Consider the following 13,989-nt stretch of genomic DNA (forward strand, 5'->3'; position numbering starts at 1 on the left):
TCAGGTCCGTGCGTCGGGGGGTTCGGCGGGGGCCGGGAGCCGCACCACGAACCGTGCACCGCCGGCAGGCGCCGAGGTGAGCGTGACGGAGCCGCCGTGGGCGGTCACGATCTCCCGGACGATCGCCAGCCCGAGCCCGCTGCCACCCGCGTCGCGCGCGCGGGCCTCGTCGAGGCGGACGAACCGGTCGAAGACCCGCTCCCGCTCCGCCTCGGGGATCCCGGGCCCGTCGTCCTCCACCACGAGCTCGACGACCGGGTCCCGCACGTCCTCGGCCTGCTCGCGGACCGCCAGCCGGACGGTCGTCTCGGCGTGCCGGACGGCGTTGTCGACGAGGTTGCGCACCACCTGGCCCAGCGCGACGCCGTCGCCGCGGACCCGCCCCGGCCCGATGCCGGAGGTGTCCACCTCCAGCTCGCCGCGGCGTACCCGGCGGGCCTCCGCCAGGGCGAGGTCGTCCAGGTCGACGTCGTACGAGGGGTGCGCCCCTGTCGCCTCGCCGGCCCGGGTGAGCACCAGCAGCTGCTCCACCAACCGCTGCATGCGCCCGGACTCCTCGAGCACCGCCTCGGCGAGCTCCCCCTCGGGCAGCGCTCCCGGGTGGGCCTGGGCCACCTCGGCGGTCTGCCGGATGCTGGCCAGCGGCGAGCGCAGCTCGTGGGAGGCGTCGGCAACGAAGCGCTGCTGCCGCTCCCGCGAGCCCTCCAGACGCTCGAGCATCTGGTTCATCGTGCGGGCCAGCCGGTGGATCTCATCGCGTGACGGCGGTTCGGGGACCCGCCGGTCCAGCCGGTCGCCGGTGATCTGCTCGACCTCTGCCCGGATCCGCTCGACCGGCGCGAGCGCCCGAGTCGCCACCGCCCAGGTGGTGCCACCGACGAGCAGCAGCACCAGCGGTACGCCGACCAGCAGCGGCGGGAGCAGCGCGGCGGTGGAATCGTCGACGTCCTCCAGGGAGGCGGCCACCGACACGACGTACTCGCGGCCACCGACGTCAGCGTCCTGGGTGACCACGACGTAGGGCTGGTCGGCGCCCGGCAGCTCGGCCCGGTCGGTGTCCTCGCTCGGCAGCGGGCGGCCGAGCGGCTGTGAGGCGCTGAGGACCGTGCCGTCCGGGGCGAGCACCTGCCAGACCAGCTCGTCGGGCTCGTCGGCGTCCTCGGGATCGTCGGGGTCGTCGGGGTCCTCGTCGGCCGTCCCCGAGCGCGGCAGCCCGGACGTCTCGATCTGGGTGGCCAGCTCGGTGGCCCGCTGCTCCGCGCTGCTCTCCAGGCCCTCGCGCAGCGAGCCGCGCACCAACAACACCAGCACGACCGCGCCCAGGACCAGGACCAGGGCGACCACGAGCACGGCGGCGGCCGTGGTCCGCACCCGCACCGACGCACGGGCCAGGCGCCGCTCAGCCACCGTTGCTCGCCAGCCGGTAGCCCGCGCCCCGCACGGTCTGGATCGCCTCGCGCCCGAAGGGCCGGTCCAGCTTGTTGCGCAGGTGGCGCACGTAGACCTCCACGATGTTCTGGTCGCCGTCGAAGTCCACGTCCCAGACCGCGTCGAGGATCTGCCGCTTGGAGACGACGTCGCCGCGGTGGCGGGCCAGGAACGCGAGCAGCGAGAACTCCCGGGCGGTCAGCGCGACCTCCTCCTCACCGCGCCAGACCCGGCGGGCGGCCGGGTCCACGCGCAGGTCACCCGCCTCGAGCAGGGTGGGCCGGGGCCGCGCCCCGCGCCGGGCCACCGCGCGCAGCCGCGCGACGAGCACCGGGAACGAGAACGGCTTGGTCAGGTAGTCGTCGGCGCCGGTGTCGAGCCCCTCGACCTGGTCCCACTCGCCGTCCTTGGCGGTGAGCATCAGCACCGGGGTCCAGTTCTGCTCCGCGCGCAGGGCCGCGCAGACCCGGTAGCCGTTGATCCCCGGCAGCATCAGGTCCAGCACGATCGCGTCGTAGTCGTGCTCGCGCGCCAGCCAGAGGCCGTCGGTGCCGTCGTGGGCCACATCGACCGCGAAGCCCTCGGCCTCCAGCCCCACCTTCAGCGACCGGGCGAGCCGCACCTCGTCGTCGACGACGAGCACGCGCATGAGGAACCTCCGGAGGGTCGGGGACCGTCATTCTCCCCGAAGGCTGCTGAAGCTGCGCTGAAGACAGCGTGCGGGCTCAGCGGCCGGCGAGCATCCGGCGCATGATGTCGATCTCGTCCTGCTGACCGACCATCACGTCGGAGGCGATCTCGCTGACCCGCACGTGGGCGCCGTCGCGGGCGACGTCCTCGGCCATCGCGACCGCTCCCTCGTGGTGGCCGATCATGCCCTCGAGGAAGAGCCTGTCGAACTCCGGCCCCGAGGCGCGCTCGAGGGCCTTGATCTGGGCGGGCGTGAGCATGCCCTGCATCTCGTTGTGCCCGTGCTCGCCGTGGTCGTACGCCGAGGGGTCCTCGCTGGCGCGCGGCACCTCGGCGCCACGTTCCTCCAGCCAGCCGGCCATCACCAGGATCTCGGGCCGCTGGGCCGCCCCGATCCGCTCGGCGAGGCGCCGCACCCGCGGGTCCGAGGCGCGGGTGTCGGCCAGCTCCGACATCACCAGGGCCTGGGCGTGGTGCGGGATCATCATCTGCAAGAACGCCACGTCGGCGTGGTTCCAGGGGTCCTCCACCTCGATGTCGTCGGGCCCCACGGTGCGCGCGGTCTCCCGCGGCTTGCCGGGCACGATCACGGTGAGCTCATCGGTGCCGGTGGTGCTCGCGGCGTCCGCCCCCGGTGCGGGCTCGGTGTCCTCCGAGCACGCGGGGAGGAGCAGGAGGGCGCCGACGAGCGCGGCGGCGTACAGGTAGGTGCGCGGGGTTCCCGAGACCACGTGGCGTCCTTTTCGAGGTGCTGTCGAGGGGGTGTGTGGAGCCGTGACGTCAGCGCGAATAGACCCGAAGAGGTCTTTACGCAGTGATCTGGGACACGGTATGACAGAGGAGGGCGTCTGGGGAACAGGCACCTCCCCCCACGAAAGGTTCTCGGACTATGACCACACCACGTCGAGGCGCGAAACGCCTCAGCACCGGATGGCGGCAGCTCGCCGCAGGAGCGGCCGGTGCGCTGAGCCTGGCCCTGGCCCTCGCCGCCACGCCCGCGATCGCGCACGACGACGACCACGACGAGCCCGGGGTCACCTCGACCACCGCCGACGGGTGCAGTGCGGCGGAGCGCAAGGAGCTCGCGGCGCTCGGCGACAACTTCGTCGCCGCCTGCGACATCGCCGGCAACGACTTCTCGACGCTCCGCACCCCCGCACGGGCCCTCAAGCCCGGCGAGACCGACAGCAGCGACAACCTCTCGCTGATCGCCAACATCCCCAAGCAGGGCGCCTTCGCCGACGTCTCGGCGCTCAACTCCGACCTCGCGTTCAAGGGCAAGTACGCCTTCGCGGGCAACTACAACGGCTTCATGGTCTACGACATCACCCGGGCCAAGCACCCGCGGATCGTCACCCAGGTCGTCTGCCCGGGCTCGCAGAACGACATCTCCGTCTACGGCGACCTGCTGGTGCTCTCGGTGGACTCCAGCCGCAGCGACGACTCCTGCAGCAGCACGCCGCTGACCGCGCAGGACCAGGCCGCCTGGGAGGGCGTCCGCGTCTTCGACATCAGCGACCCCGAGGCCCCCGAGTACGTCGCCGCGGTCGAGACCGCCTGCGGCTCGCACACCCACACGCTGGCCCCGGACAAGCGCGGGCGGAACCTCTTCGTCTACGTCTCCTCCTACTCGCCCAACGCGGCCTTCCCCGACTGCCAGCCGCCGCACGACAAGATCAGCATCGTCAAGGTGCCGGTCAAGGACCCGGCCACGAGCTCGCTCGTGAACACCCCGGTGCTCTTCCCCGACGGCGGCAACACCGGCGAGGGCTACTCCGCCACGACCAGCGGCTGCCACGACATCACGGCGTACCCCTCCAAGGACATCGCCGCCGGCGCCTGCATGGGTGACGGGATCCTGCTCGACATCTCCGACCGCGAGAACCCGAAGGTGATCGAGCAGGTGCGCGACGAGGAGAACTTCGCCTTCTGGCACTCCGCGACCTTCAACAACGCAGCGACCAAGGTCGTCTTCACCGACGAGCTCGGTGGCGGTGGCGCGCCGACGTGCAACCCGGAGACCGGGCGCACCAAGGGTGCCAATGCGATCTACGACATCACCCGCACCAAGAAGGGCAACAAGAAGGGCAAGGCGGGCAAGGTCCGCTGGGGCACCCCGCAGCTGGAGTTCCGCAGCTACTACAAGATTCCGCGTCCGCAGGCCGCGACCGAGAACTGCGTGGCCCACAACGGCTCGCTGATCCCGGTCAAGGGCAAGGACATCATGGTCCAGGCCTGGTACCAGGGCGGGATCTCGGTCTTCGACTTCACCAACTCCCGCAAGCCGAAGGAGATCGCCTGGTTCGACCGGGGCCCGATCTCCGACACCGAGCTGGTCCTCGGCGGATCGTGGTCGGCGTACTGGTACAACGGCCGCATCTACAGCAACGACATCCAGAAGGGCTTCGACGTCCTCGAGCTCGATGACGCTCGCGTCCGCAGCGCGAAGAAGGTCCGCATGGACATCTTCAACCCGCAGTCGCAGCCCTACTACAACAACTGACCCCAGCGTTCGACCCGGCCGGGCCGGCGTCCCCTCACGGGGGCGCCGGCCCGGTGCCGTGTCCGCTCAGGTGGCGTCGGCTCAGGAGTAGCGGTGCGACTTCGCGGCGTGCCCCTGCTCGCGGGTGCAGGTGCGACCGCTCATGTTGCGGTGCCCGCACAGCTCGGTCGCCGCGTCGGCGGCGGGCGCCTCGGCCGCCTTGGCGCCGCGCTTGGTGTCCTTGGCCGGAGCAGCCTTCGTCGCCTTCGTGGGGGTGGCCGCCGGGCGCCGGGCGGTCGTGCCGCTCCCGGCCGCCTTCTGGGCTGCCTCGTACTTCGCCTCGCGCATCGCTCGCAGCGCGTCCATCTTGCTCATCGTCGCCTCACGTGCTGAGCCTAGGCCTCGCCACCGACATCGCCGGTGCCGGGCTGTGGGCGGCGCCCCCTTGCTTGGATGGGCACATGACGCAGCGCGGCACGATCCTCACCCTGGGCGGCGGCGGGTTCTCCATGCCGGAGGTCCGTCCCGACCCCGACAGCCCGTCCCCGCTCGACGACCTGGTGCTCGCGCAGGTCCCGCGACCCCGGGGTGCCGGCGGCGTGCCGCGGGTCTGCTTCGTGCCGACCGCGAGCGGCGACTCCCCGGAGTACGCCGACCGCTTCCACGCCGCCTTCGCCGGGCGCGCGGAGACCAGCACCCTGGCGCTGTTCCGCCTCGGCGAGCTCGAGGGCCGCAGCCTGCGCGAGCACGTGCTGCACCAGGACGTGCTGTACGTCGGCGGCGGCTCGACGGCGAACCTGCTCGCCCTGTGGCGCCTGCACGGCCTGGACGCCGTGCTGCGCGAGGCGCTGGCGGCGGGGGTGGTGGTGGCGGGGGTCAGCGCCGGCATGAACTGCTGGTTCGAGGGCTCCTCGACCGACTCCTTCGGTCCCCTCGCGCCACTGCCGGACGGGCTCGGGCTGCTGCCGGGCTCGGCCTGCCCGCACTACGACGGGGAGGCCGAGCGTCAGGAGTCCTTCCGGACCTTCGTCGGGTCGGGCGCCCTGCCCGCGGGCTGGGCGCTCGACGACGGCGTCGCCCTGCACTGGCGCGACGGCGAGCTGGTCGAGGCGGTCTCCGAGCGCCCCGGCGGCCGGGCCCTACGGGTCCGCCCCGACGGCGCGGGTGGCGCGGTCGAGGAGCCGCTCGCCGTACGGCTGCTGTGAGGCGAGGCCCCGGAATCAGCTGTAACGCCTGGTCGCCCAGGGAGCGGGTCCGGTCAGGCCGCCTTCGCCAGCTTGCGCTCCTGCTGCTGCAGGCGGGCCTGGGCGGCGCGGCGGACCTTGGCGCCCTTGGTGCTCATCGCCCAGAGCAGCTTCAGCTGCTGCGGGGCGTTCTTGACGTTGGTGGTGGCCAGCCAGCCGTTGGGCAGCGAGAGCCGGACCGCCTTGTGCCAGGCGCTCGCGACCTGAACGGGCAGCGGGGCCTCGTGGTAGTTCAGCTCGTACTTCGCGAACAGCGCCTTCACCTTGGGCGCGATCTCGGCGTACCGGTTGGACGGCAGGTCCGGGAACAGGTGGTGCTCGATCTGGTGGGAGAGGTTGCCGGTCATCACGTGCATGGCCTTGGAGCCGGAGATGTTGGCCGAGCCCAGCATCTGGCGCACGTACCACTCGCCGCGGGTCTCCTTCTCCGGGATCGACTTCTTCTCGAAGGTCTCGACGCCCTCGGGGAAGTGGCCGCACATGATCACCGAGTGCGACCACAGGTTGCGCACCAGGTTGGCGGTGAAGTTCGCGGCCAGGGTCGGCACGAACGAGCCGGTCGGGATCGACATCGCCGGGTGCACGAGGTAGTCCTTCGTGGCCTGCTTGCGGATCTTGCGCAGCGTGTTCTTGGCGTTCTTCTTGAACGTCTCGCTGCGGCGCTCCTTGGGGATGCGCAGGTTCTTGCCGAGCTCGAGGTCGTAGGCGGCGATGCCGTACTCGAAGAAGCAGGCGTTGATGAAGTTCAACAGCGGCTGGGCGAGGTACATCGGGTGCCAGCGCTGGTCCTCGTCCATGCGCATGATGCCCCAGCCGAGGTCGTTGTCCTTGCCCACGATGTTGGTGTAGGTGTGGTGGACCTCGTTGTGGCTGTGCTTCCAGCCCTCCGCGGTGGAGGCGTTGTCCCACTCCCAGGTCGTGGAGTGGATCTTGGGGTCGCGCATCCAGTCCCACTGCCCGTGCATGACGTTGTGGCCGATCTCCATGTTCTCGAGGATCTTGGCCACGCTCAGCCCGACGGTGCCGGCCACCCACGCGGGCGGGAAGGCACTGGCGAGCAGCACCGCACGACTGCCGAGCTCGAGGCGGCGCTGGAAGGCCACCATGCCGCGGATGTACGCCGCGTCGCTCTCGCCGCGTGCCTCGAGGATGTCCTGGCGGATCGCGTCGAGCTCGCGCCCGATGTCCTCGATGTCCTCGGGGCTCAGGTGGGCGATCGGGTTGACGGGCTTCTTGGTGATGGCGGTCATCGCGGGACTCCTCGCAGTGGAGATCGTGTGGAGGTCGGGGGGAACGGTCAGTGGTCGATGTGGCAGGCGCCGGCAGCGGCACTGATGCAGGTCTGGATGCGGACGCCGTCGCCGGGGGCGGCGGTGGTCACCTCGCCGTTGCGCAGGTCGCGCACGGCGCCCTCGCGCAGCGGCAGCACGCAGCCGAAGCAGATGCCCATGCGGCACCCGCTCGGCATCAGCACGCCGGCGTCCTCGGCGGCGTCGAGGATCGTGGTGGCACCGTCCATCTCGACGGTGGTCCCGGAGCCGGCGAAGACGACCGAGCCGCCCTCCCCGGGGGTGATCAGCTCGGTGCGGAAGCGCTCCACGGCCAGCGGCAGACCGAGCGCCTCGTGGTGCTCGGCCAGCGCGTCGAGGAGCCCCGCCGGCCCGCAGGCGTACGTCGTGCGCTCGGCGAGGTCGGGGACCAGGGCGGCCAGCCCGCGCTCGGGGTGGTCGACCTCGAGGCGACCGGTGACGGTGGTGTGCAGCTCGACGAGGCGGATCAGGCCACGGTCGGCGTACCCGCGCAGCTCGGCACCGAACAGCACCGCGTCGCGGGTCTGCGCCGAGTGCAGCAGCACGATGTCGGCGCGCACCGGCTCGGCGCGCGAGAACAGGTTGCGCAGCATGCCGATGACCGGGGTGATGCCCGAGCCGGCGGTGACCAGCAGCAGCTTGGCCGGGGCCGGGTCGCCGAGCACGAAGTCGCCCTCGGCCTGGCCGAGCTGGAGCATCGTGCCGGGACGCATCCGGTGCACCAGGTGGGTGGAGACCGCGCCGCCGTCGATCGCCTTGACGGTGATCGAGATGCAGCCGTCGGCGCGGGGACCGTGGGTCAGCGAGTAGGTGCGCCACAGGCGTACGCCGTCGACCTCGACGCCGACGCGCACGAACTGCCCGGGCTGGTGCCCGGCCCAGTCCTTGCCCGGCTTGATCAGCAGGGTCGCGGACCCGGCGGTCTCGGGGCGGACCTCGACGACCTTGCCGCGCAGCGGCGCCCCCGCGCGCAGCGGGTGGAAGACGTCGAGGACGTCGTCGAGCTCGAGCGGCGTGACAGCGGCCTCGGCGACTCGTCGCAGCGTCCCGCGCAGGGACCTGGTGCGAGCCGTGCTGGGGTCGGTGAGACTGGCCATGCTCCCATCCTGCGCGACGACAGGGCGCAAAGTCCTGTACCTCTCACGTGAAGCTAGACCGGTTTCTTGTTCGGTGCGCACAATGTTGCGTGAATCACGCCGAAGTCCCATCCGCGGCTGCCGCGGCCCCGAACAACTCGTGCACCACCGCGGTGGCCGACCGGACCGGTCGGGCCCCGCGCCCCCATGCACCGACAACGGAGGGACCTAGCACCCATGAAGCGCACCGTCTCCACCACGCTGAAGCTCGCCCTGAGCGGCGCGGTCACCGCTGCACTCGCCAGCACCGCCGTGATGCCCGCCGCCCAGGCGGACACCACGGCCGACCGCAAGGCCGGCAACAAGAGCCTGGCCAAGGTGCTCGCCGCCGACGGCACGAAGTTCGACAAGAACTGGAAGGACTTCGACATCCTCGAGAAGGGCGTGCTCGCCGTCCTCGACGCCAAGCCGGACAGCCCGGTCGCACTGCTCACCCAGGGCGGCAAGCGGGCCACCGCGTTCCTGCCGACCGACGCGGCGTTCCGGTCGCTCGTCAAGGACATCGGCGGCTCGGCACCCAAGACCGAGCGGGCGACGTTCAACGCCCTCGCCTCGGTGGCCGACGTGGACACCCTCGAGTCCGTGCTGCTCTACCACGTGGTCGCGGGCAAGACCCTGACCAGCAAGAAGGTCCTCGCCTCCGACGGCGCCAAGGTCACCACCGCCCTCGGCCAGACGATCAAAATCAACGTCAAGGGCAAGGGCAAGAAGACCAAGGTCTACCTCGTCGACCTCGACAAGAGCGACGCCAACCCGCAGGTGGTCACGCTCGACATCAACAAGGGCAACAAGCAGATCGGCCACGGCATCAACCGGGTCCTGCGCCCGATCGACCTGCCCTGACCCAGGCGCACGGCCGCGACCCCCGGGTCGCGGCCGTGCCGCTGCTCGCCTCCGTTCGGCGGGTACTGGACCTCTCGTGATTTCGCACCGCCGCCCCCGCCCCCTGACCACCGCCCTCCTCACCGCCGCCCTCGCCGCCGCATCCCTGGCCGGCTGCAGCGACTCCGACTCCGAGGCCGATGCCGGGGACCTCGCCAGCCAGGCGCCGACGCCGACGAGCACCCCGTCCCTGCCGGTGGAGCGCGAGGAGCGCACGCAGGTCGACTCCTACGTCGCCCTCGGGGACTCCTTCACCGCGGCGCCGCTCATCACCACGCCTCAGGCCGGCAACGGCTGCCTGCGCTCCACGCGCAACTACCCCACCCTGGTCGCGGAGGCCCTCGACGCGCACCTCGAGGACCGCAGCTGCAGCGGCGCCGAGACCGGCGACCTCACCGGCCCGCAGCGCACCTTCGCCGGCACCGTCCCCGCGCAGCTGGGCGCCCTCGAGGCCGACACCGACCTGGTGACGATGGGCATCGGCGGCAACGACTTCACGATCTTCGGGACGCTGGTGCGCTGCGTCGAGCTCGGCGCCGAGGACCCGGACGGGGCGCCGTGCACGACGGCGTACGGCGAGGACGGGGTCGCCGCCCTCGAGCGGCAGGTCGCGCGCATCGGCGACCGGCTCGCCTCGGCCATCGCCGAGGTCCGCGACCGCGCACCGGACGCCGAGGTCGTGGTGGTCGGCTACCCCCGGGTGATCCCGCCCGCCGCCTCCTGCCCCGAGCTGCTGCCGCTCGCCTCGGGCGACCGTGCCCTGCTGGCCGGGCTCAACCGTCGCCTCGCCGACGTCGAGCGACGGGTCGCCGGCGAGGCGGAGGTCGCCTACGTCGACCTGTACGCCGCCAGCAAGGGCCACGACATCTGCTCGGACGAGCCGTGGGTCAACGGCCGCTCGACGGTGCCGGGGATCGGGCTGGCCTACCACCCGCTCGCCGACGGCCAGCAGGCCGCGGCCCAGCTGGTGCTGGACGCCCTCGAGCAGGACTGAGGAGCGACGCCGTCCTCCTCGCGAAGACGGCACCTGGGCGGGGCCGCTCAGAGATCCCGGTGCACCACCAGGCCGCCGACCACGGTGAGGCCGACGCGGGTGCCGCGCAGCCGCGCAGCGGTCGCGGCGGTGTCGTCGGGGTCCGGGCCGGTCGCCAGCGGGTCGCGGTCGAGCAGGGCGAGGTCGCCTCGCGAGCCGACGCCGACGCTCGGCTGGCCGTCGACGGACGCAGCGAGCGCCTCCTGCGGGGTGAGCGCCTGCTCGGGGTGCCACGGCTCGCGCTCGTCGGCGCTGCGGTGCACGGCCGCGGCGATCGCCAGCCACGGGTCGAGCGGCGACACCGGGGCGTCGGAGCCCATCGCGAGCTCGACGCCGTCGTCGAGCATCCACCGGAAGGCGAAGCAGCGCTCCGAGCGATCCCCCCAGATCCGCTCGGTGAGGTCGCGGTCGTCGAGCAGGTGGGCCGGCTGCACGCTCGCGCGCAGGCCGAGCGCGGCCATCCGGGTGACGTCCTCGCGGCGCATCATCTGCGCGTGCTCGATCGAGCCGCGGGCGCCGGTCTCGGCGTACGCGCTGAGGGCGTCGGCCGCGGCGGCGTCGCCGATCGCGTGGGTGGCGACCTCGAGGCCCGCCCCGTGCGCCCGCGCGAGCAGCCTGCGCAGCTCGTCCGGGGACTGGTTGGGCTGACCGGAGGGGTACTCCAGACGGTGCGCGTCGCCGTACGGCTCGCAGCACCAGGCGGTGCGGGTGTTGAGCGAGCCGTCGCTGATGATCTTCAGCGGACCCATCGTGGCCCGGTCGTCGCAGCCGGGGAGCGGGTCGCCGGTGCGCAGCCCGGCGGCGATGACGCGCTCCAGCGTCGAGGCGTAGGTCCCCCAGCGCACCCGCAGCCGGTCGCAGCCCTGCGCCCAGCGGGTGGCCCAGTCCTCAGGGGTGCCGCTGAACTCGAAGTCCACGATCCCGGCGATACCCAGCGCCGCCGCGGCGTCCAGGGCACGCCGGAACGCCGGGGGCGCGGTCTCGCCGTCCCCGCCCAGGGTCCCCAGGCGCGGGTAGGTCGCGAACCACTCGGTCTCGCGGACCACGGAGTCGCGCACCGGCAGCGCGAGGTGCATGAGCGCCGTGGTGTTGAGCCAGCCGTGGTGGCCGTCGCCGCTCATCAGCACGACCGGCACGTCGCCGGAGACCGCGTCGAGCTCGGACACGGTGACCTCGCGGTCCCAGGTGCCGGCGCGGTGGCCCCACCCGATGACCGGCTGCCCGGGCCGCTCGGCGATGCGCGCGCGCACCAGGCCCAGCGCCTCCTCCGGCGAGCGCGCCGAGGACAGGTCCAGGCGCTGGGAGGCCAGCGTCCACTGGGTCATGTGCAGGTGCTGGTCCCACAGCCCGGGGATCACCCAGCGGCCGTCGGCGTCGATCTCCTCGACGCCCTGGGGGCGCGCGAGCCCGGGGCCCACGGCGGTGACCGACCCGTGCTCCACGAGCACGTCGACCGGACGGTCGGGCGCTCGCTCGTCCGGTCGCAGCGGCACCGGACGGGCATGGCGGATCAGGAGGCTGGTCACACGAGAAGCGTAGTCACCGGCGCGCCCCCGCTACGGTGACGCCCATGTCGACACGGGTGCTCGGGGTGTTGCTCGCCCTCGCCCTGCTCGGGGTCGCAGGCGGGTACGCCGGGCAGCACGTGCTGGACCCGGAGAAAGCCCCGGAGAGCTTCACCGCGCTGCCGGTGCCGGCGAGCTCCCCGTCGTACCCCGTCAACGAGTACGACGTCTCGCCCGACCCCGGGGTCGCGCCGCTGCCCACCGACGTGGCGCTGCGGCGGATGACGCTGCGCGAGGGCGGCGAGCGGATCAGCGTCGCGGCGCCGGGCTCGTGGCGCCGGGTGGCCGTGGAGCCCGGTGCGGCGTGGAACTTCAGCCGCGCCGACTACCCCGTCAACACCTACCTGCTGCGCGTCACGCTGCTCGGCGGGCAGCGGATCTCGACCTCGGTGGCGGCCACCGCCCGGCTCGCGGCGCTGCGGGCCGCCGAGCGCGACGGCAACATGGAGGCGGTGACGGTGGAGACCCAGGCCGAGGACGGCTTCGTCGCCACCTACCTGCAGGACGGGTACCGGCGGGTGCTGATGGAGCGCTACAGCACCCTCGGCGACTCCACCGCCCAGCTCGCCGTCGCGGTCACCGGCCGCGAGGTCGACCGCACCGGGATGGCCGACCTGCTCGAGCGGGTGCTCGCCTCGGCCCGTCGCTGAGGCATCCGGGGCTCTCGGGCCCGCTCACATCCCGTGCGCGACGACCGAGTCCAGCACCCGGACCGCGGTGGCCCGGTCCGCGCTGCGGATCTGCACCCACAACAGCTGGTCGTCGGTGACCTGCACGACCCGCTCCACGGTGACCCCCGCCGGGCAGCCCTGGTGGACCACCGTGCGCGAGGGGTCGCCGTCCACCCGGTCGTCCTGGGGCGCCTCGGCCTCGCCGCACTCGGGGTGCTGGGGCAGCTGGGCGGGCAGCTCGGCGCCCGGCAGGAGCCCCACGAAGACGCCCTGCCCGGGCCGGTCCGGGTGGTGCCAGCCGGCGCTGGTGCCGGCCGAGAGCGCGGGCTGCTCGGCCTCGTCGTTGGGCGGCACCCAGCCGTCGTCGGCGACGGCGCGGTTCCAGTGCGCGGGCACCGTCACGCTCAGGGTGCCGGCTGCGTCGTCGAGACTCACCTCGGCGGGCCCCGAGCCGCTGGCCGCCCACGCCGCGCCGATCGCGGCACCGGCGACGAGGGCGAGGGCCCCGGCGCCTGCCAGACGGGCCCGACGTCCCCGACGCGGCCGACCGCCCTGCGCCGGTGCCGGGTCCGCCGCCGCCGTCTCCGGCACGGCCGGCGGGTCGGGGCGGGGCCCGGCCTGGGTGAGGTCCGGGTCGAGGGGCAGCCACGGCTCGGTGTCCGCCGGCGCACCGGCCACGACCGGCGCCAGCGCATCGCCGAGCGCCTCGACGTACGACGCGACGTCGGGCCAGCGGTCCTCCCGGTCCGGGGCGAGGGCGCGGCGCACGACCGCCTCGACGGCCTCGGGGTAGGCGCGCTCGTCGGTGCTGAGCGGCGGCGGGGGCCCCGGATGGGCCGCGGCCTGCAGCGTCGGGTGCTGGTACGGCGTGCGCCCGGCGAGCATCAGGTAGCTGAGGGCGCCGAGGGAGTACTGGTCGGCGCGCGCGTCGAGGGGCTCGGCCTGGGCCTGCTCGGGGGCGACGAAGGAGGGCGTGCCCGCGATCATCGTCAGCCGCGAGGAGACGTCGAGGGCCTTGCCGAGCCCGAGGTCGGCGACCATCGCGCACACCACCGGCACCGCCGGGCCCGGGCGGCTGCGGAACAGCACGTTGGCCGGCTTGACGTCGCGGTGCAGGATGCCCGCGTCGTGCAGGGCCGTCAGGCCGGCGCCGACCTGGCGCACGACCTCCAGCGCCTGGGCCGGGCCCAGCCCGTCGACCCCGAGCCGGTCGGCGAGGGTGCCCTGGTCGGCGTAGGTCATCACCAGGTAGGGACGCCCGTCGTCGAGCTCGCCGGCGTCGTAGACGCGCACCACGTGCGGGGAGTCGACGCGCCGCAGGTAGCGCCCCTCCTCGAGGAAGCGGCGCCGCACCTGATGGTCCTCGGTCCAGTTGTCGGCGAGCACCTTGACCGCCACCGGGGAGTCCAGCTGCTCGTCGTAGGCCAGCCACACGGTCGCGAAGGCACCGGACCCGATCCGCCGGCGCACGGCGTAACGGCCGAGACGTCGGGGCATGGACACGTCATCATTATGTTCGACATCCGCTCGCACGACAGGGAGAACCGG

General features: G+C 73.1%; 13 protein-coding genes. 5 read left to right on the forward strand and 8 right to left on the reverse strand.

Translation table 11 applies throughout. The features are described from left to right. The 3 genes from GFH29_RS19430 to GFH29_RS19440 form a co-directional block, all read right to left on the reverse strand. On the reverse strand, positions 1-1,407 hold the full coding sequence (locus GFH29_RS19430) for a sensor histidine kinase (protein ID WP_153325374.1): 1,407 nt from the start codon (positions 1,405-1,407) through the stop codon (positions 1-3). After that, on the reverse strand, positions 1,400-2,077 hold the full coding sequence (locus tag GFH29_RS19435; protein ID WP_153325375.1) for a response regulator transcription factor: 678 nt from the start codon (positions 2,075-2,077) through the stop codon (positions 1,400-1,402). The genes GFH29_RS19430 and GFH29_RS19435 overlap by 8 nt, the downstream gene beginning before the upstream one ends. A 76-nt stretch (positions 2,078-2,153) precedes the next feature. Next, positions 2,154-2,849: a DUF305 domain-containing protein gene (locus GFH29_RS19440; RefSeq protein WP_153325376.1), complete on the reverse strand. Its 696-nt coding sequence runs from the start codon at positions 2,847-2,849 to the stop codon at positions 2,154-2,156. Positions 2,850-3,007: 158 nt separating this feature from the next. Between GFH29_RS19440 and GFH29_RS19445 the strand changes: the two genes are divergently transcribed. Beyond that, entirely contained in the window at positions 3,008-4,621 is a 1,614-nt protein-coding gene (locus tag GFH29_RS19445) for an LVIVD repeat-containing protein (protein ID WP_153325377.1), read from the forward strand. Positions 4,622-4,702: 81 nt separating this feature from the next. On the opposite strand, the gene GFH29_RS19450 is transcribed toward GFH29_RS19445, so the two are convergent. Beyond that, positions 4,703-4,975: a hypothetical protein gene (locus GFH29_RS19450; RefSeq protein ID WP_153325378.1), complete on the reverse strand. Its 273-nt coding sequence runs from the start codon at positions 4,973-4,975 to the stop codon at positions 4,703-4,705. An 86-nt stretch (positions 4,976-5,061) separates the two neighbouring features. Between GFH29_RS19450 and GFH29_RS19455 the strand changes: the two genes are divergently transcribed. Next, positions 5,062-5,805, forward strand: coding sequence for a peptidase E (locus GFH29_RS19455; RefSeq protein WP_228387633.1), 744 nt, complete (start codon positions 5,062-5,064; stop codon positions 5,803-5,805). A 53-nt stretch (positions 5,806-5,858) separates the two neighbouring features. Here the strand turns inward: GFH29_RS19455 and GFH29_RS19460 are convergent, their stop codons facing one another. Further along, positions 5,859-7,094: a fatty acid desaturase family protein gene (locus GFH29_RS19460; RefSeq protein ID WP_153325379.1), complete on the reverse strand. Its 1,236-nt coding sequence runs from the start codon at positions 7,092-7,094 to the stop codon at positions 5,859-5,861. Positions 7,095-7,141: 47 nt separating this feature from the next. After that, positions 7,142-8,251: a ferredoxin reductase gene (locus tag GFH29_RS19465; RefSeq protein WP_153325380.1), complete on the reverse strand. Its 1,110-nt coding sequence runs from the start codon at positions 8,249-8,251 to the stop codon at positions 7,142-7,144. 216 nt (positions 8,252-8,467) lie between these two features. Here GFH29_RS19465 and GFH29_RS19470 point away from each other — a divergent pair, with 216 nt between their 5' ends. Next, positions 8,468-9,133, forward strand: a complete 666-nt coding sequence (locus GFH29_RS19470) for a fasciclin domain-containing protein (RefSeq protein ID WP_153325381.1) — start codon at positions 8,468-8,470, stop codon at positions 9,131-9,133. A 76-nt stretch (positions 9,134-9,209) separates the two neighbouring features. Then, entirely contained in the window at positions 9,210-10,166 is a 957-nt protein-coding gene (locus GFH29_RS19475) for an SGNH/GDSL hydrolase family protein (RefSeq protein WP_153325382.1), read from the forward strand. A 47-nt stretch (positions 10,167-10,213) separates the two neighbouring features. Here the strand turns inward: GFH29_RS19475 and GFH29_RS19480 are convergent, their stop codons facing one another. Then, positions 10,214-11,731 (reverse strand): amidohydrolase, encoded by a 1,518-nt coding sequence (locus GFH29_RS19480; protein ID WP_153325383.1) that lies wholly within the window; start codon positions 11,729-11,731, stop codon positions 10,214-10,216. A gap of 44 nt (positions 11,732-11,775) precedes the next feature. Here GFH29_RS19480 and GFH29_RS19485 point away from each other — a divergent pair, with 44 nt between their 5' ends. Further along, positions 11,776-12,420: a hypothetical protein gene (locus GFH29_RS19485; protein WP_153325384.1), complete on the forward strand. Its 645-nt coding sequence runs from the start codon at positions 11,776-11,778 to the stop codon at positions 12,418-12,420. 24 nt (positions 12,421-12,444) lie between these two features. Here the strand turns inward: GFH29_RS19485 and GFH29_RS19490 are convergent, their stop codons facing one another. Beyond that, positions 12,445-13,938 carry a serine/threonine-protein kinase gene (locus GFH29_RS19490; protein ID WP_228387917.1) on the reverse strand — a complete coding sequence of 498 codons (1,494 nt, stop codon included), beginning with the start codon at positions 13,936-13,938 and terminating at the stop codon, positions 12,445-12,447. Positions 13,939-13,989: the final 51 nt, after the last annotated feature.

It is taken from the genome of Nocardioides sp. dk884, from assembly GCF_009557055.1.
Lineage (GTDB): Bacteria > Actinomycetota > Actinomycetes > Propionibacteriales > Nocardioidaceae > Nocardioides.

Excerpts from the sequence above, each read along its gene's own strand:
- GFH29_RS19435 (WP_153325375.1), bottom strand. The coding sequence starts at position 2,077 with ATGCGCGTGCTCGTCGTCGACGACGAGGTGCGGCTCGCCCGGTCGCTG.
- GFH29_RS19490 (WP_228387917.1), bottom strand. The coding sequence starts at position 13,938 with ATGCCCCGACGTCTCGGCCGTTACGCCGTGCGCCGGCGGATCGGGTCC.
- GFH29_RS19465 (WP_153325380.1), bottom strand. The coding sequence starts at position 8,251 with ATGGCCAGTCTCACCGACCCCAGCACGGCTCGCACCAGGTCCCTGCGC.
- GFH29_RS19470 (WP_153325381.1), top strand. The coding sequence starts at position 8,468 with ATGAAGCGCACCGTCTCCACCACGCTGAAGCTCGCCCTGAGCGGCGCG.
- GFH29_RS19455 (WP_228387633.1), top strand. The coding sequence starts at position 5,062 with ATGACGCAGCGCGGCACGATCCTCACCCTGGGCGGCGGCGGGTTCTCC.
- GFH29_RS19460 (WP_153325379.1), bottom strand. The coding sequence starts at position 7,094 with ATGACCGCCATCACCAAGAAGCCCGTCAACCCGATCGCCCACCTGAGC.
- GFH29_RS19485 (WP_153325384.1), top strand. The coding sequence starts at position 11,776 with ATGTCGACACGGGTGCTCGGGGTGTTGCTCGCCCTCGCCCTGCTCGGG.
- GFH29_RS19450 (WP_153325378.1), bottom strand. The coding sequence starts at position 4,975 with ATGAGCAAGATGGACGCGCTGCGAGCGATGCGCGAGGCGAAGTACGAG.
- GFH29_RS19445 (WP_153325377.1), top strand. The coding sequence starts at position 3,008 with ATGACCACACCACGTCGAGGCGCGAAACGCCTCAGCACCGGATGGCGG.